Here is a 21,635-nt window from a genome sequence, read left to right as displayed (position 1 = left end):
TACACTGCTTCGTTGCCGAACTTTCTGCTTCCTTAAGATGCTACCGAGGATGTTTCGTGTGGCTTGAGGGTTCTTGCCAAGCGGGACTTTTTACGAGCGCCGTTGTTGCGGTGGAGTACACCTTTTTTGACAGCTTTGTCAATTTTGCTGTAGGCCTCAGACATTCGCTGCTGGACTTCTTGCATTAATTCCGGGCTCGGAGCTGCGGCGTACTTGTCTACGGCAGCGAAATACTTCTTCATCAAAGTTTTGACCGCTGACTTGTAAGATTTGTTGTACAAGCGGTTACGTTCGGCGATTTTGACTCGTTTGACGGCGGACTTAATATTTGCCATAGTTCAGTTGCTGGAAGTAGGTATTCATTGATACACCCTAGTCTCAAGACAGTCCCAAGACACGGGGATTTTGAAGGACAACCTTTTCGGGAGCGATCCGCAAAAAGCTTGATTTTTAATGGCCGAGTGAGACAGCCACTTTCCATTCGCTCAGATTGAGATTCAGATTGAGCTGAGTCTGTGGCTACTTTTGGGCGACGCCCGCGCAATAATTTTTTATTGACTCATTTAACTGCCTGTTCTTGACCCCTGACAATACCCAAAGGTATGACACGGGTTTTACAGAGGCGTTTTGCGGTGTTTCCACCGTCACGAGTTAAAGTCACGGTTTCTTGCGCGCAATTTTCAAGTATACAATAATTTGGCGTTTTTTTATAAAAAAATTATCAGGTGTTGGAAAAACTAATATAGCACCTATTTTGCTTAAAATCCAATTCTCTGAAAAATCCAAGTTAAGCTATAACAAAGAATACGGGTTATTTGGGCTTCGGCAAGAAGCACTTACCGAAGGTAGAAGGTAAAAAGCTGAAGGTAGAAGGTAGAAGGTAGAAGACAGCCGGATCAGAAGGTAGAAGGTAGAAGGCAGAATCAAAATTCTCCCCATCGAACACTCTCCCTCTCGGATATGATCGGGGTCGGACACTCTCCCCCTCTGCGTTCCCACCCTCTCCCTCCGCAACCGGTTCTCTGGCAGGCAATTCAAGAGAGAAGGTTGTGACTTGTCCTCAGTGTTGCAAAATCCTCGACAGAGATTTAAACGCTGCACTGAAGCCTTGGAAAATGCCGCGACTATCGCGGTTTAAGCTTGTGGACTGGTGGTGGCCTACTTCTCTAGGAGATCCCCACAAAAATCCCCAATTGTCAAGCAAATGTTAGTGAAGTTATAGACGGCATTCCTAATCTCCATGCTGCGAATCATTACTCAGTGGGTTGAGGCACAAGCTGAACTGCGACGGATCTGCGATCGCACCCATGACGAACTTGTCGTTCACAAAGAAGCCACCGTGCGGGAGGTGCTGCAAGCTGTAAGGCGCAGAGGCGATCAGGCTGTGCTGCACTATACTGCTGAATTTGACCGCATGACCCTAAATGTGGAAGATTTACGGGTGACAGGCGCCGAATTGGATGCTGCTTACCAGCAGGTGTCGAAAGAATTATTAAATGCAATTCGGCTGGCTTGCAAACAGGTAGAGGCGTTTCACCGACAGCGCGTACCCAAGTCTTGGGTGCAGTTTGGTGATGACGAGATTGTTTTGGGCAAGCGCTACACGCCGGTCGATCGAGCGGGAATCTACATTCCTGGCGGTCAGGCGTCCTATCCAAGCTCGGTGATCATGAATGCGGTTCCTGCGAAGGTCGCCAAGGTGCCGAGACTGGTGATGTGTACTCCCCCCGGACAGGAGAAGAAAATGAATCCTGCGGTGCTGGTAGCGGCTCAGGAAGCGGGAGTTGATGAGATTTATCGCGTAGGCGGGGCGCAGGCGATCGCAGCTTTGGCCTACGGTACGGAAACTATTCCGAAGGTGGATTTAATTACTGGGCCGGGGAATATTTACGTCACCCTGGCTAAAAAGCTGGTTTACGGGACTGTGGGGATCGATTCTCTGGCTGGCCCGTCGGAAGTGTTGATTATTGCGGATGGTTCGGCGAATCCTGTGCACGTGGCTGCGGATATGTTGGCTCAAGCTGAGCACGATTCGATGGCGTCGGCAATTTTGCTGACGCCGGATTCGGTGCTGGCTAGGAAGGTGGTGGCTGAGGTAGACAGACAGTTGGCAAATCACCCGCGCCGAACTTTAACAGAAAAGGCGATCGCCAACTATGGTTTAGTCGTAGTAGTTGACTCGATCAAAGCGGCGGCGGAACTCTCTAATGAGTTTGCGCCCGAACACTTGGAATTGCAAGTTGCAGATCCCTGGGCTTTGCTCGATCAAATTCGCCACGCTGGGGCGATTTTCTTGGGCTGCTCGACGCCGGAAGCTGTAGGTGATTATTTGGCTGGCCCGAATCACACTTTGCCGACTTCTGGGGCTCCGCGCTATGCGTCGCCACTGGGTGTCGAAACTTTTATGAAGCATTCGAGTTTGATTCAATATTCGCCGGCTGCACTTAAGAAGGTGAGTAGGGCGATTAATGTTTTGGCCGAAGCAGAGGGGCTTCCTTCTCACGCTGATTCGGTGCGGCTGCGGAGTGAAAATGAGGGAAAGGGTGAGTTTTAGATGGTAAATTTGAGATGGGCGATCGGCAAAATACATAGGTAGTCCAAAACAAGTGAAATGCAATGAAAGGAAGCAATTCTCTTGCGATTATGGTAGCTTTACATTCTGTGAGAAGCGGCCCAGTTTATTTGCACCTACCGAGTTACGCACTGCGGGCTTAAGAAACCCGGTTTCTTCAAGTATCTTGCTGAAATGACGCAATTATTTTAAGAAACCGGGTTTCGGGGTAGGTAATAATGATGTTGGTGGGAAGCGCGAAATTGTCGAAAGTAGGCGACAATCAACGAAAAATTTAAAGTCTAAATATCTGAAATTTAAAGGTGCATGGTATTGAATACTGTTTTGGTAGCGATCGACAATTCAGAGTTAGCGACTCAGGTATTGCAAGTTGTAGGACAATTTCAGCTAGAACCGACGGCAAAGGTGATTCTAGTTCATGTTGTGAGTCCGGGTACGTCGGATTTTGAGACGGTGGTCGATCGACCTCACCCTCATGGAAATGAGGTTCCTTACCGAGAGGTGGAGAAGTTGCTGCAATCTTATCAGGAAAAGTTGCCTTGCCAGAGCGAATTGGAGATTGTTTCGGGACAACCGGCAGAAGAAATTGTCCGTTTGGCTAATATTTATAAGGCGGATTTAATTGCGATCGGCTGTCGGGGTTTGACTGGTTTAAAGCGAATTTTGGAGGGTTCAGTGAGTGCTGAGGTTGTCGCTGAGGCTCCTTGTTCGGTGTTGGTTGTGCGGGCTAAGTAAGGGGAATTGAAGCGCAGGGATTCACAGGCGGGAGGCTTGTTTCACAGAGGAAGATAGCTATAAAACAGGCTCTCCTTTGGTTTGAAGATTCTGCTGTTGTTCAATCTGCTGGTCTGCTTTATCCTTTTTCTACAAAAAAAATTGTCTTGAAAGCTATAAACTGCGGGAATAACCCCAACAAAGCCAACTAAGAGCGCTGCAATAGCAACAATTCGGTCAAATTTTTGTCCTGTCATAATGTTAATTGTTGTACAATATAAATTTTTGCTCAATCCAATTTAAAGTACCGGTTCCTGTGTTGGGGTCACAGTTGGCTGCGGATATGGTTGTATTCTGAGAAAGTGAGGAAAATTTTGGACTACAAAGATAACGGTAAGAGTCACAAATCCTAAGCCAACTAAACCTATTAACATTTTTGGTATCTTTGATAAATTGAGTGAAGGCAAACGGGGAGCAGGGGAAGCCACTGTCGGAGATACTGAAGATAGTGCTAGAGGTTTAATAGCTTGTAATGCTTGATCTGCTGACTGGTAGCGCTGTTGCCATTGGTATCGCACCATTTTATCTAAAATACCTGCTAATTGCGGGCTGACTGATACTCGTTCTCTCCAGATAACTTCCAGGGTCTGCGAGTCTTTTGGCAACTCGTGAGGAAATATGCCAGTCAGTGCTTGAATACCCACCATTCCTACTGCATAGATATCGCTGCACAATTTGGGATGCCCCTTTTCCTGTTCGCTGGGTACATATCCGGGAGTGCCGATCGGAACTGTCTGCGGTTGTCCTGTAGAATAGTTTGATTGGCTGTAGATCTCTTTGACTGCTCCGAAGTCAATCAAAACAATTCTACTATCCGAATCGCGCCTCATTAAATTGGAAGGCTTGATATCCCGGTGGATGATATTTTGTTGGTGAACCGATCGCAATATTTCTAAAATATCATATAGCAATTGAATTACTTCTTTTTCACTAAACTGAACTGCCTGTGCTCCCCTTTGGTGAGGGGGATTGAATTCTTCACTCAAATCATGTCCCTCAATCAACTCTTGGACGAGATAGAATTCTTGGTTTTCCTCGATGTCAGCCAATAGCTGCGGAATGCGATCGTGCTTACCTAAGTTGTACAGGTATTCAGACTCCCGTTTAAACAGGCGTTTGGCTGTTTCCAAAACAAATGGTTCATTAGACTGCGGCTGGAGTCTCTTGACAACACAGCGCGGATGATTGGGTAGATCTCGATCTTCGGCTAGATATGTCTCGCCAAATCCACCTTGACCCAATAAACTGATGATGTGATAGCGTCCCTTGATAGTTAGTCCTACAATCATTTTATATCACCATATTTTTTATCATCTTCACACGCTCAGATGCAATTCCGATATAATTAGTAGAGTTATTGAAACCGCTCAAAAAATCCTTTTCATTAAAAGTCACGAAGTGCCAAATATATGATTACAAAAACATATCGGTTGATTCCGGAAATTATGGCTGCTATTTTCATTTTGTTTGGGGCGTCGTCTTGTTCGACGAATATACCTCCTGATTCGACTACCCAAACTCAAAGCGAGCCACCGACCATCTTTAAGTGCGTTCGGCAAGGGAGCGGCTGGGCAACAATAGCTCAAAAAGGTACTTTCGTTGTTTCTCCGCTGATTACCTGGAATACCACAGAATTTGGTTCAGAATATACACCTGAAGAACGCTGCAACATAGTGTCGCCAAAACTCACGAAAGCTGTTGCTGATAATGGGGGTAAGTTGGGCTATTTGAAATTAACTGTTGGTTCGGTTAACAATCAGAAAGTTGTCTGCGTCCTCAGTCATGGACAAACAAGCTGTAATTCAGAGAATTTGTTGTTTACCCTCAATCAAAACAACTCTCAAAAATCTGAAGAAGTTGTGGCAAAAATATTTAACGTGAGTCGGGGTAATGCTAGTAGTAATATCATTGAAGAAAATGGTGGTTCTGCTTCGATTTTGCTGGAAAATTTAATTGAGCCAAAATTGTAGCTTTTAAATTTGAAGCATTTGGGAAAATAGTTCGGCACTTACGCAGGATATATATGTAGTGTTTTGTAGGAGCAATTCCCGCGATCGCCCCTACAAAATCTCATATATAGATCGGATTTTCATGTCAATCGCGCTACAGCAGTATTTTTCGCTTATAAAATGACCAAACCCATGCTCAGCATGGGTTTTAATATAATTCTCAGTCAAAATAGCATCCTGAGTAAGGAAGATCCGGATTATTACATAAGTCCTAAGAAATAGATTGTTAGGAACCGGGCTTGTTGCTCGATCGGGACTTACCAAAACTATCTATATATGGTGTCTTGTAGGGGCAATCCTCTTTTGAAAAGTCCCTATCCCTGGATGTATTGTGTAATCCCAAATCTGGGTATTATACCAAATCCGGGTATCGTACCCCCTTTATAATTCCAATCTCGTAGGGTGCGTCGCTTAGAACAACTCTTGCTATAAACCAAGATTAAACGAGCGACGCACCATACCACTTACAAAGGGGGTGAATAACCCGGACTTAGTATTATACCCCTTTGATGATTTCCTAAAAGTAGGGTGCGTCGCCACGAACAATTCTGGCTATTTATCAAGATACCAGAGCGACGCACCTTACCATCATACGACAGACAAACAATAATACAACGATTGGGCAGGGATAAATATGATTGCGTTGCATAGATTATCGGTTGTTGCGGTTTTTGGATTAGGAATTGTTGGATGTGAAAGTTTAACTAGCTCTGAAAAATCCCCAGAACAATTAGCTAAAACAGCAGAAGAAATAACTGTTACAATTGATGGATGCAGTACAGCGGGATCGGGAGTAATTTTCAATAAAGATGGCAATACTTACTCGGTTCTCACTGCTTATCATGTGGTTAAGCAAGCAGAAGGAAGTTGTTTGATTTTGACATCAGATGGTAACGAATACAGATTTTTAGCATCGGACGCAACCGTACCTGTAGCTGGTATAGATTTGGCAGTGTTGACTTTTGAGAGTAACAAAACTTACAAGTTAGCGAAGTTAGGAAACTCAGACAGAGTTACTAAGGGTACTAGCGTTTCTGTTGCTGGGCTACCTGCAGTTAGCGAACAACTCAAACAACGCACGATGCTGGTAATTCCTGGTACTGTTATCGGTTTAAACCCAACATCTTCGGAGTTTCAAGGATATGGCTTGGTTTATAATAACAATACTAGCCGCGGGATGAGTGGCGGTCCCGTGCTAAATCAACAAGGGGAAGTGATTGGCATTCACGGGAGTAAAGATATTCAAGAAGGGATAGATACGGGACATAAACTGGGAATTCCGATTAACATTTTTTTAAAGCCTGAGAGTGTATCACCGGGTAATCTCCCTAATGATGCTAATGACTATTTCAATCAAGGACTTGCTCGTGTAAATCAAGGAGATTTTAAGGGTGCTATAGCTGATTTTTCTAAGTCGATCGAGCTTAATCCCAATAATGCTGGTGTCTACTTCGGTCGAGGTAATGCCTACTATAACTTAGGAGATAAACAAAAGGCGATCGCTGATTACGACCAGACTATTAAGATTGATTCCAACTATGCTTTTGCCTACAACAATCGAGGTAATGTCTACGATGACTTAGGAGACAAACCCAAGGCACTCTCTGATTATAACCAGGCTATTAAGATTGATTCCAACAATGCCGCTCCCTACTACAATCGGGGTATAGTCAAGTACGCTCTAGGGAAACAAGAAGAAGCGATTGCCGATTATAATGAGGCAATTCGGATTGATTTAAACTATGCTGATGCCTACAGGAATCGGGGTATAATTAAGTATGAGCTAGGGAAAAAAGAAGAGGCGCTCCTCGATTATAACCAGGCAATTCGGCTGAATTCCAAAGATGCTATTGCCTATAACAATCGAGGTTTAGCTAACTATGACATAGGAAAAAAAGAAGAGGCGATCGCAGATTATGATGATGCAATTCGGCTGAATCCCAAATATGATGTGGCCTACGTCGGTCGGGGTGATGCGAAGTATGATTTGGGAAAAAAAGAAGAGGCGATCGTCGATTACACCGAGGCTATTCGGCTCAACCCCAAATATGCTTATGCCTATGCTAGTCGGGGTTTAGCCAAGTATGACCTCACGAACAAAGAAGAGGCGATCGCTGATTATAACGAGGCAATTCTGATTAATCCCCAATATGCTTTTGCCTACTTCGGTCGTGGTAATGCCAAGTCTGACCAAGGGAAAAAAGAAGAGGCGATTGTCGATTATACCGAGGCAATTCGCCTTAATCCCAAATATGAGGTTGCCTACTTCGGTCGGGGCTTAGCCAAGTCGGCGCTAGGGAAAAAAGATGAGGCGATTGTCGATTATACCGAGGCAATTCGCCTCGATCCCAAATATGATTATGCTTACAACAATCGGGGTATAGCAAAATACGACCAAGGGAAAAAAGATGAGGCGATCGCCGATTACAACCAGGCTATTAAGATTAATCCCAACAATCCCGATGCCTACTACAATCGAGGTAATGTCAAGTCTGACTTAGGAGATACGCAGAATGCGATCGTGGATTATCAAAAAGCCGCTGACTTGTACAAAAAACAAGGAAGAACAAATGATTACCAAGATGCTATCAACCAAATTAAAAAATTATCACCGCAGTAGCGAACGCCCGAGATAAAACTTGCGCAAAAAAACCCGGTTTCTCAAAGCAAATATGAATTTAGCAGCGAAAAACCTAAAAAGAAACCGGGTTCTATATCTTGATAATTCACCCGCTCAAAAGTCCCGATCGGAATCGCCCAACTCAAAGCTTCCATCTGCTGAAAAACCGCTTGAGAAGGCAAACTCCCATCCGCAAATCTAAAAACCTCAATTCCACCCAAAGGATATTTCGATCGACCATTAATACCCACCAACTTACCATCATTATTTAATACTGGCCCGCCGCTCATGCCATCAACAATATCATTACTATAACCCAGTTGATATCCATTACCTAGCGATCGATCGGGCAACATTTCTACTTGACCACTCGTGAACTGAAAAGCTTTTCTCCCCCAATTCCGAGTATTTTCTATCGAATTTGACTTAATCCAATGCCAATTGGGAAAACCCGTCGCAAAAACAGCACTTCCAATCGATAGCTGATGCGAGTTTCCGATTTCTGCAACTCGATAGGATTGATAACTGGTAAATTGTACTAAAGCTAAATCTAAATTTCCCAACTGATACGAAGGCAGCAACTTAGCAATATGCGTCTTTCCGTCAGCAGTCAATACTCTATAGTTATGTTCTTTACGATCGACTACCACATGATCGTTTGTCAATACAGTATAAGCTTGTCCTTGATGCTGAATAATTACCCCAGAACCCGACGCAGACTCAGAAAAAATTCTGACAGTGACAAGATTAGCAATTTCATAAACTGGCTGGTTAACTTGTTCGGATATATTAGGAGATGCTGCTGAAAGTTTTTCCGTTGTTTCTCGCGCTAAACCGTTCAATATGCCAGTCAGTAACAGTGAGATTGCTAATATTTTCCAGTGCTTCACAGATTTTAGCGAGTGAATTTTTCTCTGGCCAGTATAGTGTGAAAATAGCTTCATATTATTTGACTGTTTAACTTTCCAATATCCAGGAGCTATCAATTATGATACAGCTACCACAGAAAGTATCCGGATCGATATCGTAGAAAATGGCAATCTCGAACCTCGATTTGCCAACAACAATTTTTTCGACAAATACCTAGACCTGATGGCAGTTATAATATTCCCCTGGCGACTATCCGCACCACTATTTTGGAGAAGGAAGCATGACAATTATTCAAAATAATTTCGATAAACTTTATACGATCGCCAGCGATTTCGATCCGCCGATCGCCCTTGATGATAAAATGGTGATTCCGACAGGCAATCTCGGCGTTATTCCAGGACATCCGCTCAATCCCTCGCCGCAGGAAACCATCTTTATCCCCAAATGCCGCTTAGTCTTCGAGAAAGTCAAAAAATCGGTTCGCGAACTGTGGCATTATGTTGCTGAACCCCCTGAATCGGGTCACTTCAAAGCTGTGGAACCTTCAATTTCGAGCGTCGATGGCCCGTTTCCCGATATCACCGAATCAGTAGAGTCTTTTTTCATAGAAGGAGTAATGCTGGTTCCCCATGCTTGGGTTAGTTGGGAGATTGAAAGTGTGTCGTTTTATCTGGAATTGGATAGTACAAATCAAGCTGATTCAATTGAAAAAGAGTTGATTCAGGTGAATTAGAGCGAAAATCGATCGATTCATCAATTCCCATGCTTAAATGTAATAGGACTTACGCAAAAAACCCGGTTTCTGGAAAAATCCTCGCTCCGAGAGATATTGTTGCAGAAACCGGGTTTTTGGATTTCCATGCTTAAATGTAACTTATTTCACTGCGATCGATCGCCCGATTTTATCAAAGTCCGTATTGCTGCAATCCCTTACTGTGCAAATTCTCCTCGATGTGGTGCATTTCCTTCATATCCTCACCCGCAACTATCCCGTAAATTTCCGTGTAGATTTTCCCGTATTTAACCTTCTCTAAAGCCGACAAGATTATCAAGTCCTTGCGATCGAGTTCTGGTTTCAGCGTGACAAGAATCGATTCCAAAGTCCCATCCATTCGCCAGCTACTGGAATATTGAGCCACCTCCTTTCCCAGCCCCAGTAAGGTATGGCGCTGCACACAAAGCGGAGTCGAGCCATTAACTCGGAAATTGGCATCTATGGCATACAACTCTCCCTCAGAGTCTTCCAGCACGTCGAAGCCAATAACGCCGAAATAACCCTGTTGGTGAGCATATTTACCAATAGCGGCAATCATCTCAAAAAACCTACTCATGTCGGTTTCGCGGTAGTGAATTAGTCCCCCTAAATAGCTACCTTCTGGGGTGACAAGTTGACTGGTAGTGCCGATGAGCGTGATATTTCCGGTTTTGCTTACATAGAACTGCACGCAAAAGTTCTGCACTTCATTCTTGACGAATTCCGAGACAATAATCGTATCCAGCAACTTGATATCGAGATATTTCCTCACTTCCTGCAAGCAGTAGTTCAAATCGCTGGCACTTTTGATAATATAAGTGCCTTCTCCAGAAAGTCCGTGGGATGTTTTAATCAAGTAGGGGAATTGCTCTGGTAACTGAATGCTTTCGAGATTGACTTCGTGCAGATTGTAGGTTTGGTATTTCGGACATTGCACGCCTAATTCTGCTAGCGTGGCTTTGCTGAGTAAGTGGTAGTGGATGTCAGGATGGACGGCGTGTTTTTCTGGTTTGAGATTGTCGAAGGGAAATAGACTCAGGAGTTTGTCAAAGCGATCGCTTACGCTGAGATCTTCGAGATAAGTTGAGCAGTCTATCATCTCCATACTGCTGTAGCTGAAGCCAAAATGCTCCCGCCAATAGTCCATCAGCGAGTTCGGCGGCTGATTAATCACAATCCCTGGGATGGCATCGCCTAACACAGCCAGATTTTTCCAAGGTTCCTTCTGACCAATCTTGTCGAAAGAAGTTTTGGTGGCTTCACTGCTGCCGTCTTGAATAAAGTATTTTTTCCTGTTGGGGTAAGCAGCCCAACTCGCAGTTGCAGGGTAATTTAGGATGAACGCATAACGTGCATCTGTGATGTCTGCAGCAAATAAATCGGAAAGAGAATTACCCTGAAAGTAAGGAAAGTCGTATGTTGAGTTCATAATAAACCTTCAAGTAGAGTTTGAATTGAACTGTTTTGCCCGCCACTAAGTAGCTCGACATAATTAAAAGTAGGGTGGGCAATGCCCGCCCTACAAATTGAAAAAATGTTTATTGATGTCCAGCTACTTAATACCTAGGAAACAAGATATTAGTTGCGGAATTTTAACACTCTCCAACTAGAGAGAATGCAGCCTCAATAATTTCAATGATGGACGAGTTGTTTTTTCTTAGTGAACACAGCCACCTTGTCCATTCCTGAGGTTATATAAGCACAAGCCATGTCGGTTGAGTTATGCGCCCAGCCAACCCGCCCTTGAGGGTCAATGAGGATGCACCCAGCTTCTCCGGCCACCTTAGATGCCAGAGTCTCAATTGCCATCTGCGCTGCATCGTCTGGGTGCTTGCCGGACGCGAGAATGTCGATCGCCGTCTTAGCCAGAACTACTGGTATAATCGACTCGCCATCGCCTGTGGTCGAGCAAGCGCCCTGTTCATTTTCAGCAAACAAGCCTGAGCCGATAATGGCGCTGTCGCCGACGCGACCGGCGGGCTTATTCATAGTGCCGCCTGTTGAGGTACCGGCAACTAAGATGCCGCTGCTGTCCAAAGCTACACAACCAACGGTATTGGGGCGGTCAATAACTTCTTTTTCCTCCTCCCACTCTTCCTGTTGCTCATCAGCGATTAAGTCTTCTTTTTTACACATCTCGGCTCCATTTTCGGCCGCAAAATGTTCTGCGTGATCCGCTACTAAGAACATGGGTTTTTTATCCATAATCTTTCGCGCCACGGAGATGGGATGGCGCACCCCTTTAACATTTGCGAGGGCTCCCCAAGCTAAGGAACCGCCTTCCATCATCGCTGCGTCTAGCTCTACCTCTCCCTTGCTGTTGAGAACCGATCCAAAGCCTGCGTTAAATGTCTGGTCAGCTTCCAGAACCCGGATAGCTGCCTCAACAGCTTCTGCTGCGGTACCCCCGCTTGTGAGCACTGCCCAACCAGCTTCTGCTGCTGCGGTACAGCCTGCATTGTTGGCTGCAACCTTCTCTTCTGAGATGGTTTTTGCTCCACCGTGAACAATAATACTCAGTACCATAAATTTCCTTTTTTTTATCTGGAACTCTACTTAAAAATTCCTTATATCAATCAACTTATTCTAAGCAATTTTTAAGTATTTTATTTGATGCTAGTTATATAGGCTAGCGGTGTTGAATTTAGGATTCGTCTATCTTCAGATATAATTATTATTGTCGAAATTGGTATTCCTCCCGACCGAGATATTTACGAATTATTAATATATATGTTGCCCAAGTTATGTCAAAAGTTTGAGCACATTTAGCTTCGAGTTAGTTAATGAAATTGAAAGAGTGTGGGAGTAAAGACGAGGTAAAACTTAAGGGGATGCACTACACCTTAACAGGCAAAATCGGTGAACGTGAAGAAGGAGACTTTGAGAGACAATAAGTGCGATCAACCTTCACATCACTCTGAGCCTTTCTGCTTACCCGCCAAAAACCCGCGCAGCCGCAACAAACTAGCGGTTTTCCCCAGATTCAGTGGCAGCCGCGACACTTCCTGGAACCGAGACTGCACTCAACCGTCGCCCCAATACCACTCGTGAAAAATAAAAATGAGATCCCCCTCCAACAATGTAGCGATCGAACTTTGGACTTTTATCATTGATCTAAATTGTGTAGCCGGTCTTTAATTTTTGTGCTGCGACTCATCAATTCAGACTGACAGCGTTCCCAGTAAATTTTAGAGACGCGATCGCCCTGATTCTGACGCCAACACTCGGCAAACAGCCGCGCCGCTTCAAATAACTTCCCTTCCGAGTAAATCGCCAAAGCTTCTGCAAACAATTCCAGCGTAGCTAACTTGCCCGCTTTGATTTCTGGGGTATCAGCATCAAAAACGCGATCGAGCTCACATAACAGCCATTCCATCAATCATAGCTGACGCAATAATTGTATAAGCCTGTACCCAAGCTTTTTCAGTTTCCGGTGTCCACTCTAAACCCATCTGCGCCTTCAAGGCTTGAATGAGTGCATTAGCGACAACAGGAAAATGTTCTACTACCACGCCATATTTGGCATGAGTTGCACCTAATCCTTTAGCAAAAACATTAATTAACTTAGGTTTCCGTAAATTTTCAATTATTATTTCTAAGCTTTGCCAAAGCTTTTCTTTTTGCTGCCCCATGTTTGTATTACTAAAAAGAGTTTTAATCTGAGAAGAACTCTCAAAAAGTATTTCATAAAAGTTACTGACAAATTCATCAGAGTGAGGTTTAACTAATGCTAAAGTTCTCTCTAAGAGCTCGACGTTTAAAGTGATAGTTTTTTGTTCACACCAGTCAAAATAAATTTGAGCAACCTGATCCGAAGGGCAGAGGTTTAAACATTGAGCAAATAATTCTGTGGCTTGGATAAATTTCTGTTGTCGATATAAGCTCACCCCTTGCTCGAATAAATCTTTTGTGGCTAATTTACCTCGCTTTGTTTCAGGAATATCGGCCTCAAAAACTTCATAAATTGTAGATAAGTTTACTTTTCCCTTAACACTAACTTGAGCAATCATTCGCATAGCATAATTGCTAGGATTAGCTAATTTATTAAAAGTCTGCTGTGTAATCAGTAAAGCAACACCATAATTTTTTGTTAATCCTTCCACACGAGAAGCTAAATTCACCGCATCACTAATTACCGTCGTATCCATGCGATTTTGCCCGCCCACCGTGCCTAACATTAAATTCCCAGTATTAATGCCAATGCCAATCTTAATCGGGGCATAACCAGAATTAACCCGCTCTTGATTGTATACTTGAAGTTGATGCAGCATGGCAATACTGGCGTTTACTGCATTATCAGCATTACCGCTAAATAGCGCCATAATCGCATCACCAATATATTTATCAATAAAGCCATTATTTTCAATAATCGCCGATTCCATCCGAGATAAATAAGCATTAATAAAATGAAAGTTTTCCTCCGGCGTCATACTTTCCGAAAGCGTAGTAAAGTCCCGAATATCGGAAAATAGCACCGACATTTCTAACTGCACTTGGTCGCCCAATTCCACATCAATGATACTTGCTTTCTCTAAAAACTGGAGGAATTGATTGGGAACGAAACGCTCGTAAGCTTTGTTGATTTGGAACAATTTATCGGTAAATCTGATTCGCTCTGTTTCGGCTTTTTTGCGCTCTGTGATATCTTGAAAGGCTACCATTGCATAAGAAATATTGTCGTTTTCATCATAAATTGGTGTACCCCAAGCTTCGATCGGAATAATCTTGTTGCCTTGGTGAATTTCCATATCATCTACAGTGGCACTTTCGCCACTCAACGCCCGCGTAGTTGGCAATTCGGCAGAGGGATATTCCTCCTCTGTTCCAGCTTGATAAATTTGATAAACGTCTGGTATTTGCTCGGTGGTGACTTCAGGAATAACTCCTTTACCCAATAATTGAATAGCAGCGCGATTACTATAGTAAAGTTTGCCATCCGCATCCAGCACTGACACCCCCACTGGAATTGCTTCTAAAAATTGAGCGAGTCGGTTCTCACTTTCGCGGACTTCTGTATAAAGCTTAGAATTTTGGATCGAGATCGCCGCTTGTCCAGATAACACTTTTAATAGTTCCACTCTTTCTGGGGTAAAAGCTCCGGCTGTCAGATTATTTTCTAGGTAAACAATACTAATGATTTGAGCTTGGTTAATCAGCGGCACGCATAAAATTGATTTGGGCTGATGCTTTTGGATGTAGGGGTCGTTGGTAAATTGTCCCGATCGCACAGCATCATCTAGTACCACGCTTTCTTGAGTGCGGGCCACATAATTGACAATCGCTTTGGAAAGTTCCTGACAATCTTCAACGGGGAGTGAGTGCAAGACGGTGACTTGTTCAAAATTTATTGTCCCTTCAGCTTCAATTAACAGCGTTCCTTGGCTGTACAAAATCAGATAGCCTCGTTGCGCCCCTGCATTTTCAATCAAAATTTTCATCAAACTAGACAGTAGTTTATCTAGCATTATTTCACCGTAAATCGCCTGAGAAGCTTTCATCACCGTGGTGATATCTAAGTTGTTACCCGAACCAATTGCCGTCACTGATGCGGTAGTTTTAGTGTTTTTTCTTCCCGATTGAGTTGCCCCCAATAACTGGCGATATCGCGTTTCTAAATCTGTTACCTTCGCAGTAGCTCCCCATTGGACATAACAATAGTACGCCTCAATCATGTAGGTTTGAGCAATTTTTTCTTTGCCCCATTCTAGATAAAACTTGGCAGCTAGTTCGTTGGCTAGTGCTTCTTCATTGAGGAATAGATTTTGTTTAGCTCCAGCAATGGCGCGATCGTACAAGTCTATTGCCTCAGCTTTATTGCCCAAGACTCGATGTTTTTCTGCCTCCACTAAATACCATTTATGCAGATAATTCATGGGAGCATTTTGCGCCCACTGTTGTAAAGTGGTTTGATGTGTTTGTACCTGAGCGATAATTTCTACTTGCTCAATTTCTAGCTGTGTGGGAAATAGCGCCAAGTGTGTTAGGGCGGCATAGAAATGGAAAATGAGAAAATAAACACTTCCCGATACTGCCATCAAATACGACTTAACTTGGGTAATGTGGTATATGGCAGCCGAATAGTTGCCAAACGAGTAAGCAAGAAGTAGTTTGTTGATGTAGATAAAAACGATCGATGTGAATTGATTGTTCTGATAGCGCTTAGGAATCATTACAGTTTCATCGTATGCAGTTCCTATTAAGCAATCCGGTTGACTGACACATTCCGTCAAGTTTTGCACCGTCTGCCGCATCAAATTCAAAGAATCCTGACCAGAATAGTGCTTTACCAGATCTAAGGCAGTGCTGTAATCTGCTAGTTCGGGTTCCCAAGTATCTAGTTCTACCCCACCAAAAAAGTTGGCAGAAAAGTAAATACTTATGTTGTAGCCAGCCCATAGAAAGTCGCCAGTTTCTCTGCCCGCCGTGTAGCCATCTTTTAGCGTTGTTACCGTTGCTAAGAGAGATTCTTGGTGATGCTGAATCCAAGCACCAAACACAAACAGAATCATGGACTTGAATTCCGGCACATTGAACCGATCCAGCAATGAAAGTGCTAATTTACCAAAGCCATAGCCCGTTTCTACATCTCCCAAAAAGGCACACAACACCATGCCGTGCATCACATACCCCACCGTCGATGCGGGTGCATTCCCAAAGGAGAGCGATAAACTCACCATAGTAGAGCTAACTAGCGGCGTTAGACTCGGCATTGTTTGAAAAATGGGTGCAAATAACATTCTGAAGAGTTGCATAGCTGCCCGAGTCTGTGGATTTGTCATCAAAGGCAAGTCAACCAGTTGCTTGATCTGTCTGTCCTGAAGTTGGCTAGCCAGGGCTTGCAACGCTTTACCAATCGTGGCTTTGTCAGGTTCGCTGGGGAAATCGATTCCCAATAGTCGCAGGGCCTCTCTACCGACTGCGATGGCCTCCAACATCTTGCCCTGAGCTGTCTGGGTGGCAATTAAAATTTCGTAAATTTTGATTTTGTCTAAAATTGTCTGAGCATTCTGCAATACCTGTGCTGCCCGCTGTTCCATAACCTCAAGGTTAGCATTCAAATAGGCGGCTTCGGTAGCAGCAACATAAAGATTCAGGGTCAACTCATACTGAGTTTGCCAGCAGTTAGCTGTCAGTAGATCAATCCCTGTTTGCAGATAGATATTTGCCGCAGCGTAGGCGGTAGAACTTCTTGCCTTACCTCCGGCTTTTAAGTTAAGTTGGGCTAAAAATTCCCGTTCGCTTGGCTGGCTGATTAATTCTTGCCCTAAATTCAAATGCCCGACAATATCAAACAGTTTTTCCTCTTTTTGCTTTTCTGAGTAATTTTGCTGAAGTAACTGTCCGATTTTGAGATGGGTGGCTTGTTTTTGGTCGTCAGAAATCAATGAATAAGCTGCTTGCTGAACGCGATCGTGCAGGAACTTATAAGTGGGATTAGCAACAGACTGATTCGGGGATTGAGCATCTGTTTGAATGAAGTTATAGCCTTCTGTAATCTGCAAAATAAGTCCTTCTTGCAAGGCTTTCCACAATACTGATGCCGTTGGGTCGGGTAATTCTTCGCTGACGACTGCCAATGTCTCTAAATCAAACTGCGCCCCAATGCAAGCCGCCAATTTTAGAATATCCTGAGTTTTGGCTGGCAATTTCTGCAATTGCACCGCCATAAACTCCACCACATCCGAGGCGTGGGTAAGTCTAGCTTGAGCAATATCGCACTGCCAATGCCGTACATCCCAGTCAAAGATAATTTGGCCATCTTCATGCAATGCCTTGAGGAATTGAGTAGAGAAAAAGGGATTACCTTGGGTTTTTTGATAAACCAATCCTGTCAAGGGTTGAGCAAAAGATAAATCGCTAATCAGCGTATCTGCTACCAACTGATTCAGATCTGCTAAACGCAAAGCTTGCAGCGTAATTGTATTCACCGCTGCCCCAGACTTCACAATCTCATCCACCGTCAACATAAACGGATGAGTAGGGGACACTTCATTATCACGATAAGCACCTAATACTAACAGATGCCCCCTATCCTGTATTAACAGTTGTAATAACTTCAAAGATGCGCCATCCGCCCACTGCAAATCGTCCAAAAATATCACTAACGGATGTTCGGCGGTGGTAAATACTTGCATAAATTTCTGCATCAGCAAATTAAACCGATTTTGGGCTGCACTCCCCGACAATTCTAGTGCAGGACTTTGAGCGCCAATGATGCGTTCTAATTCAGGAATTACATCAATCAATACTTGCCCACTCTCGCCTACTGCGGTGAGAATTAGGGTTTGCCATCTGTGTAACTGAGCGTCACTTTCTGATAATAATTGTCCCATCAATTCCCGAAATGCTTGCACAAATGCACTGAAGGGGATATTGCGCTGGAATTGGTCGTATTTGCCTTTAATAAAATAGCCACGCTGTCGCGCGATCGACTTATGGACTTCGTTCACGACTGCGGTTTTACCAATGCCAGAAAAGCCAGCCACCAGCATCATTTCGGCGCTACCTATACTAACTCGTTCAAATGTGGCTAATAGATGAGAAATTTCAGTTTCCCTACCGTATAACTTTTCGGGAATCAGAAAATGGTCTGTAATATCCTGCGTTCCCAAGTTAAATTCTGCTATGCTATCGGTTTCTTGTAATTGAACCAGACACATTTCTAAGTCGTGTTTTATTCCCAAGGCAGTTTGATAGCGATTTTCGGCGTTCTTCGCCATCAGTTTACTGACAATTTGAGACACTATTAGGGGAATTACTGGCTCAATTTCGTGCGTGGGTACTGGCTGTCTGGCAATATGGCAGTGAACCAATTCTAAAGCGTCCTCTGTCTCAAAAGGCAGTTTTCCTGTGAGTAATTCATAAAAAGTAACGCCAAGGGAGTAAAAATCCGTTCGGTAATCGAGAGTACGATTCATCCTGCCAGTTTGTTCCGGCGATAAGTAAGCGAGGGTACCTTCTAAAATGTTGGGGTTTTTCAGTATCGGTGTTTCTCTGGTTAACTGAGTGGAAATGCCAAAATCAATAATTTTTAATTGTTCCGTTTCCGGGTTGTAAACAATATTTGAGGGGTTGATATCTTTGTGGATGATGTTGGCGCTGTGAATTTGCCCTAAAGTTTCAGTTGTGGCAATAGCGAGGAGCAAAAATTCTTCAAGAGTAAACGAGCGCTGCTGCATCCAAATTGTCAAGGACTCGCCGCCAAAGTCCTCTACAAACATCACGAGGCTGTTTTGGTATTTTTGCAAGTCATAGACTCGCACGACTCCCGCCTCTTTTAGCTCTTGGGTGATGCGGTATTCGGTGCGGTAGCGCACCAATTATTGAGGTGTGGGGTAGCTTTCTTTGAGAAGTTTGAGGATAATCGGCAGGTTATCTGCTTCCCGAATGGCCCGGTAAACTAGAGAGTTGGCGCTTTCATAGAGAAGTTTCACAACGGTAACGCCTGGAATCGAGAGCATATTGATGTTTTTGCTAAAAATTAACGCTAAGTCAAAACGCACCAGCTTTGTGTATAGATTAGCACGTTAGAAAGGACAAAATGCGGTTTGTTAACAAAGGTTGAGTTTTTGGGCTAACAGCCTGCAAATACTTTGTGGTAGCCCCGATTTCGATCGCCTAGTGCATAGGATGCCTCAACAGTCGATCGTACTTTTGCTTTGATTTTCAGCCCACATTACGCAGCCTGGAGTGTGACACAGCATAATTACGCAGAAAACTCTATTTTAAAAATAATAAATTATGGCTTTAAAAGGTTTTTTATCAGTTAATGTACGGTATAAAACTACAAATTATAGCTTTATTGCTGGCTAAAAATAAGTAAAAACCGCTCGTGACAGTTGAGGGTGCAGAATTTGGGTTTCAGGTAAAGCAACCGCCCTGATGGTGACGAGGTTCTTAATCGCTAAGTTTACGCCGCAGTTGACCGCACTGAGCAGCCAATACCTTAAACTTATAATTGTCAGATACGTGCTCTGCCAGCTCAAAGCTAATGAAACCAGCCTTCTTTTCTATACATGGTGCTGCAATGCTAGCGATCGCAGCCACTATTTTGAGTACATCGGTGGTACAAGGACAACCCATTGTTCCCGCACCCGATCGCACTGGCACTACTGTCACACCTAGCGGCGATCGCTTGAATATCACAGGCGGCCAAACTTCTAGAGATGGAGCGAATCTTTTCCACAGTTTCCAACAGTTTGGACTTACCGAAGGGCAGATTGCTAATTTTATCTCTAATCCCGCTATTCGGAACATCTTAGGACGGGTAGTAGGCGGCAATCCTTCTATTATTAACGGTTTAATTCAAGTAAGTGGCGGCAATTCTAACCTGTTTTTAATAAATCCTTCGGGCATTATCTTTGGCCCTAATGCTAGCTTGAATCTTCCGGCAGCCTTTACAGCTACTACGGCTACTAACATCGGTTTTGATTCCGGTTTGTTCAATGTTGCCGGAGCGAACGATTACAGTACGCTGATAGGAACTCCGAACAGTTTTTACTTTGATCTCAGCAAACCTGGAAGTATCATCAATGCAGGTAATTTAGCAGTTATGCCGGGACAAAGTATAACTTTAATTGGCGGCACAGTTGTCAACACTGGTTCCCTCAATGCTCCCCAAGGTAATATTATTGTCGCTGCTGTTCCGGGTGAGAATGCTGTTCGTATTAGTCAAGAAGGGCATTTATTAAGTTTAGAAATAGCGGTTGTTGACGGGGGAGTGTTGGCACAGAATGGGCAATTCTCTCTGCCTTTGTCTCTTCCGCAATTGCTTGCGGGCGCAGGTAGGAACTCTGCTACTGGTATCTCCGTTAACGGTGCAGGAGAAGTGGTTTTGACGGCGGGTTTGAAGGTGGAAAGCGGAGATGTGGCGATCGCTAGTTCTACTGTTAATAGTCAGAATGCTACACTCTCGGCAGCACGTAATCTCACTTTGGTAGAAAGCCAGCTACTTACTGAGAACAACTTGTATCTGTTGGCAGGAGATACGGTGCGGGTGCGGGATGGAAATAACGCTTTCAGGGCGATCGCAGGCGGCAATCTTACTGTACAAGGCAATCAAAATATTGATATCTTCGCGCTAAATTACCCTAACCCTGCATTCCAATCCGCAGGGGATATCACATTATTGAGCAATGGCAATGTTTCGGGCGATGCTCACTTCGCTGCGGGAGGTAATGTAAGTATTCTCACATTGTCTGGCAACGGTGGCAGTTTTTTGAGTTTGTACGACCCGATTATTAGCTCCGAGGGAGATGTGAGATTTGGTGATTATACTGGAACCTCACTTAAGGTAGAAGCAAAAGGCGCGATCGCGGCGGGAGATATTAGTATCATTGGGCCAGATACTACTTTGTCAGGTTCCGCCGATCCAGATGCGGCGGTGCTTTCAGGTAGTGCAGCTTTAATTCTGCGATCGGGCGTTTCGACTCTGGCGAATCCTGCCAATGTGCCGCCGAATGTCACCGCAGGGGAGACATTTTTTGCTTCGCCCGGTGTTGCTTCGGGCAATAGCATTGGAGTGGGAGCGATTTCGACAGCAGGCGGGCCTGTGATTTTGGAATCAGCAGGGGACATTGCGCTGGATGCGATCGCGACTTCTGGCGGTAATATTACTCTCAATGCTGGTAGCGACATCGCCGTTACAGGCACTCTTCAGTCTACTGGCGGCAGTATTGACCTCACGGCTGGCAATCTTCTCACAGTCAGCGGCACTTTTACAGATAGTAACGGTGTAAATGTGAGCATTTCTAGCGCTAATGGCACAAGTGGCGGCGCAATTACTATTCGCCACGCGGGGAGCACTACTACACCTTTTATTGTCGGCGATGCGACAACGAATGGGACGGCGGGAGCCATTACATCAGGTTCCGAGACAATTTCGCCACAGTTTGCGGTGCCCGTGCCACCTAGCACTTACACTCAGGGCAATATTGCGATCAGTTCTTCTGCGCTATCTCCAACACCAAATACTCCAACACCAACACCAAATACTCCAACACCAACACCAAATACTCCAACACCAACACCAAATAC

General features: G+C 44.2%; 15 protein-coding genes. 6 read left to right on the top strand and 9 right to left on the bottom strand.

The annotated features are described in order from the left end of the window. Positions 1-32: 32 nt before the first annotated feature. Positions 33-335, bottom strand: a complete 303-nt coding sequence (gene rpsT, locus QUB06_RS09270; protein ID WP_333066838.1) for a 30S ribosomal protein S20 — start codon at positions 333-335, stop codon at positions 33-35. Positions 336-1,240: 905 nt separating this feature from the next. Between rpsT and hisD the strand changes: the two genes are divergently transcribed. Next, on the top strand, positions 1,241-2,554 hold the full coding sequence (hisD, locus tag QUB06_RS09265) for a histidinol dehydrogenase (protein ID WP_333435047.1): 1,314 nt from the start codon (positions 1,241-1,243) through the stop codon (positions 2,552-2,554). Between the two features lie 324 nt (positions 2,555-2,878). Then, on the top strand, positions 2,879-3,307 hold the full coding sequence (locus QUB06_RS09260; RefSeq protein ID WP_333435046.1) for a universal stress protein: 429 nt from the start codon (positions 2,879-2,881) through the stop codon (positions 3,305-3,307). A 41-nt stretch (positions 3,308-3,348) separates the two neighbouring features. Here QUB06_RS09260 and QUB06_RS09255 read toward each other — a convergent pair whose 3' ends face one another. After that, entirely contained in the window at positions 3,349-3,543 is a 195-nt protein-coding gene (locus QUB06_RS09255; RefSeq protein ID WP_333435045.1) for a hypothetical protein, read from the bottom strand. 42 nt (positions 3,544-3,585) lie between these two features. Continuing rightward, complete coding sequence (locus tag QUB06_RS09250; RefSeq protein ID WP_333435044.1) at positions 3,586-4,635, bottom strand: serine/threonine-protein kinase; 1,050 nt, start codon at positions 4,633-4,635, stop codon at positions 3,586-3,588. Between the two features lie 120 nt (positions 4,636-4,755). Here QUB06_RS09250 and QUB06_RS09245 point away from each other — a divergent pair, with 120 nt between their 5' ends. After that, positions 4,756-5,316 (top strand): COP23 domain-containing protein, encoded by a 561-nt coding sequence (locus tag QUB06_RS09245; protein WP_333435043.1) that lies wholly within the window; start codon positions 4,756-4,758, stop codon positions 5,314-5,316. 673 nt (positions 5,317-5,989) lie between these two features. Then, positions 5,990-7,975 (top strand): tetratricopeptide repeat protein, encoded by a 1,986-nt coding sequence (locus tag QUB06_RS09240; protein ID WP_333435042.1) that lies wholly within the window; start codon positions 5,990-5,992, stop codon positions 7,973-7,975. A gap of 41 nt (positions 7,976-8,016) precedes the next feature. Here QUB06_RS09240 and QUB06_RS09235 read toward each other — a convergent pair whose 3' ends face one another. After that, entirely contained in the window at positions 8,017-8,919 is a 903-nt protein-coding gene (locus tag QUB06_RS09235; protein ID WP_333435041.1) for a serine protease, read from the bottom strand. 206 nt (positions 8,920-9,125) lie between these two features. On the opposite strand from QUB06_RS09235, the gene QUB06_RS09230 reads away from it, so the two are divergent. Next, positions 9,126-9,578: a hypothetical protein gene (locus QUB06_RS09230; protein ID WP_333435040.1), complete on the top strand. Its 453-nt coding sequence runs from the start codon at positions 9,126-9,128 to the stop codon at positions 9,576-9,578. Between the two features lie 172 nt (positions 9,579-9,750). Here QUB06_RS09230 and QUB06_RS09225 read toward each other — a convergent pair whose 3' ends face one another. The 5 genes from QUB06_RS09225 to QUB06_RS34675 form a co-directional block, all read right to left on the bottom strand. Then, the gene (locus QUB06_RS09225) at positions 9,751-11,028 is read right to left on the bottom strand and encodes a carbamoylphosphate synthase large subunit (protein ID WP_333435039.1); all 1,278 of its coding nucleotides are present in this window, start codon (positions 11,026-11,028) and stop codon (positions 9,751-9,753) included. A 203-nt stretch (positions 11,029-11,231) separates the two neighbouring features. Further along, on the bottom strand, positions 11,232-12,125 hold the full coding sequence (locus QUB06_RS09220; protein WP_333435038.1) for an isoaspartyl peptidase/L-asparaginase family protein: 894 nt from the start codon (positions 12,123-12,125) through the stop codon (positions 11,232-11,234). 580 nt (positions 12,126-12,705) lie between these two features. Then, on the bottom strand, positions 12,706-12,975 hold the full coding sequence (locus tag QUB06_RS09215) for a hypothetical protein (protein WP_333435037.1): 270 nt from the start codon (positions 12,973-12,975) through the stop codon (positions 12,706-12,708). Then, positions 12,956-18,916, bottom strand: coding sequence for an AAA family ATPase (locus QUB06_RS09205; RefSeq protein WP_445251368.1), 5,961 nt, complete (start codon positions 18,914-18,916; stop codon positions 12,956-12,958). Before QUB06_RS09205 ends, QUB06_RS09215 begins: the two co-directional genes overlap by 20 nt. 3 nt (positions 18,917-18,919) lie before the next feature. Beyond that, the gene (locus tag QUB06_RS34675; RefSeq protein WP_445251366.1) at positions 18,920-19,060 is read right to left on the bottom strand and encodes a hypothetical protein; all 141 of its coding nucleotides are present in this window, start codon (positions 19,058-19,060) and stop codon (positions 18,920-18,922) included. A 566-nt stretch (positions 19,061-19,626) separates the two neighbouring features. Between QUB06_RS34675 and QUB06_RS09200 the strand changes: the two genes are divergently transcribed. Next, positions 19,627-21,635: two-partner secretion domain-containing protein (locus QUB06_RS09200; RefSeq protein WP_445251367.1), on the top strand; the 2,009-nt coding region annotated here is incomplete at its 3' end.

The organism is Microcoleus sp. D2_18a_D3 (assembly GCF_036702455.1).
Lineage (GTDB): Bacteria > Cyanobacteriota > Cyanobacteriia > Cyanobacteriales > Microcoleaceae > Microcoleus.
Note: the sequence above shows the minus strand (reverse complement) of the source record. Positions and strands in the feature narration are given on the sequence as shown.

What these genes read in the sequence shown, in the direction of transcription:
- rpsT (WP_333066838.1), bottom strand. Translation starts at nt 335, where the DNA reads ATGGCAAATATTAAGTCCGCCGTCAAACGAGTCAAAATCGCCGAACGT.
- hisD (WP_333435047.1), top strand. Translation starts at nt 1,241, where the DNA reads ATGCTGCGAATCATTACTCAGTGGGTTGAGGCACAAGCTGAACTGCGA.
- QUB06_RS09260 (WP_333435046.1), top strand. Translation starts at nt 2,879, where the DNA reads ATGGTATTGAATACTGTTTTGGTAGCGATCGACAATTCAGAGTTAGCG.
- QUB06_RS09255 (WP_333435045.1), bottom strand. Translation starts at nt 3,543, where the DNA reads ATGACAGGACAAAAATTTGACCGAATTGTTGCTATTGCAGCGCTCTTA.
- QUB06_RS09250 (WP_333435044.1), bottom strand. Translation starts at nt 4,635, where the DNA reads ATGATTGTAGGACTAACTATCAAGGGACGCTATCACATCATCAGTTTA.
- QUB06_RS09245 (WP_333435043.1), top strand. Translation starts at nt 4,756, where the DNA reads ATGATTACAAAAACATATCGGTTGATTCCGGAAATTATGGCTGCTATT.
- QUB06_RS09240 (WP_333435042.1), top strand. Translation starts at nt 5,990, where the DNA reads ATGATTGCGTTGCATAGATTATCGGTTGTTGCGGTTTTTGGATTAGGA.
- QUB06_RS09235 (WP_333435041.1), bottom strand. Translation starts at nt 8,919, where the DNA reads ATGAAGCTATTTTCACACTATACTGGCCAGAGAAAAATTCACTCGCTA.
- QUB06_RS09230 (WP_333435040.1), top strand. Translation starts at nt 9,126, where the DNA reads ATGACAATTATTCAAAATAATTTCGATAAACTTTATACGATCGCCAGC.
- QUB06_RS09225 (WP_333435039.1), bottom strand. Translation starts at nt 11,028, where the DNA reads ATGAACTCAACATACGACTTTCCTTACTTTCAGGGTAATTCTCTTTCC.
- QUB06_RS09220 (WP_333435038.1), bottom strand. Translation starts at nt 12,125, where the DNA reads ATGGTACTGAGTATTATTGTTCACGGTGGAGCAAAAACCATCTCAGAA.
- QUB06_RS09215 (WP_333435037.1), bottom strand. Translation starts at nt 12,975, where the DNA reads ATGGAATGGCTGTTATGTGAGCTCGATCGCGTTTTTGATGCTGATACC.
- QUB06_RS34675 (WP_445251366.1), bottom strand. Translation starts at nt 19,060, where the DNA reads ATGCTCTCGATTCCAGGCGTTACCGTTGTGAAACTTCTCTATGAAAGC.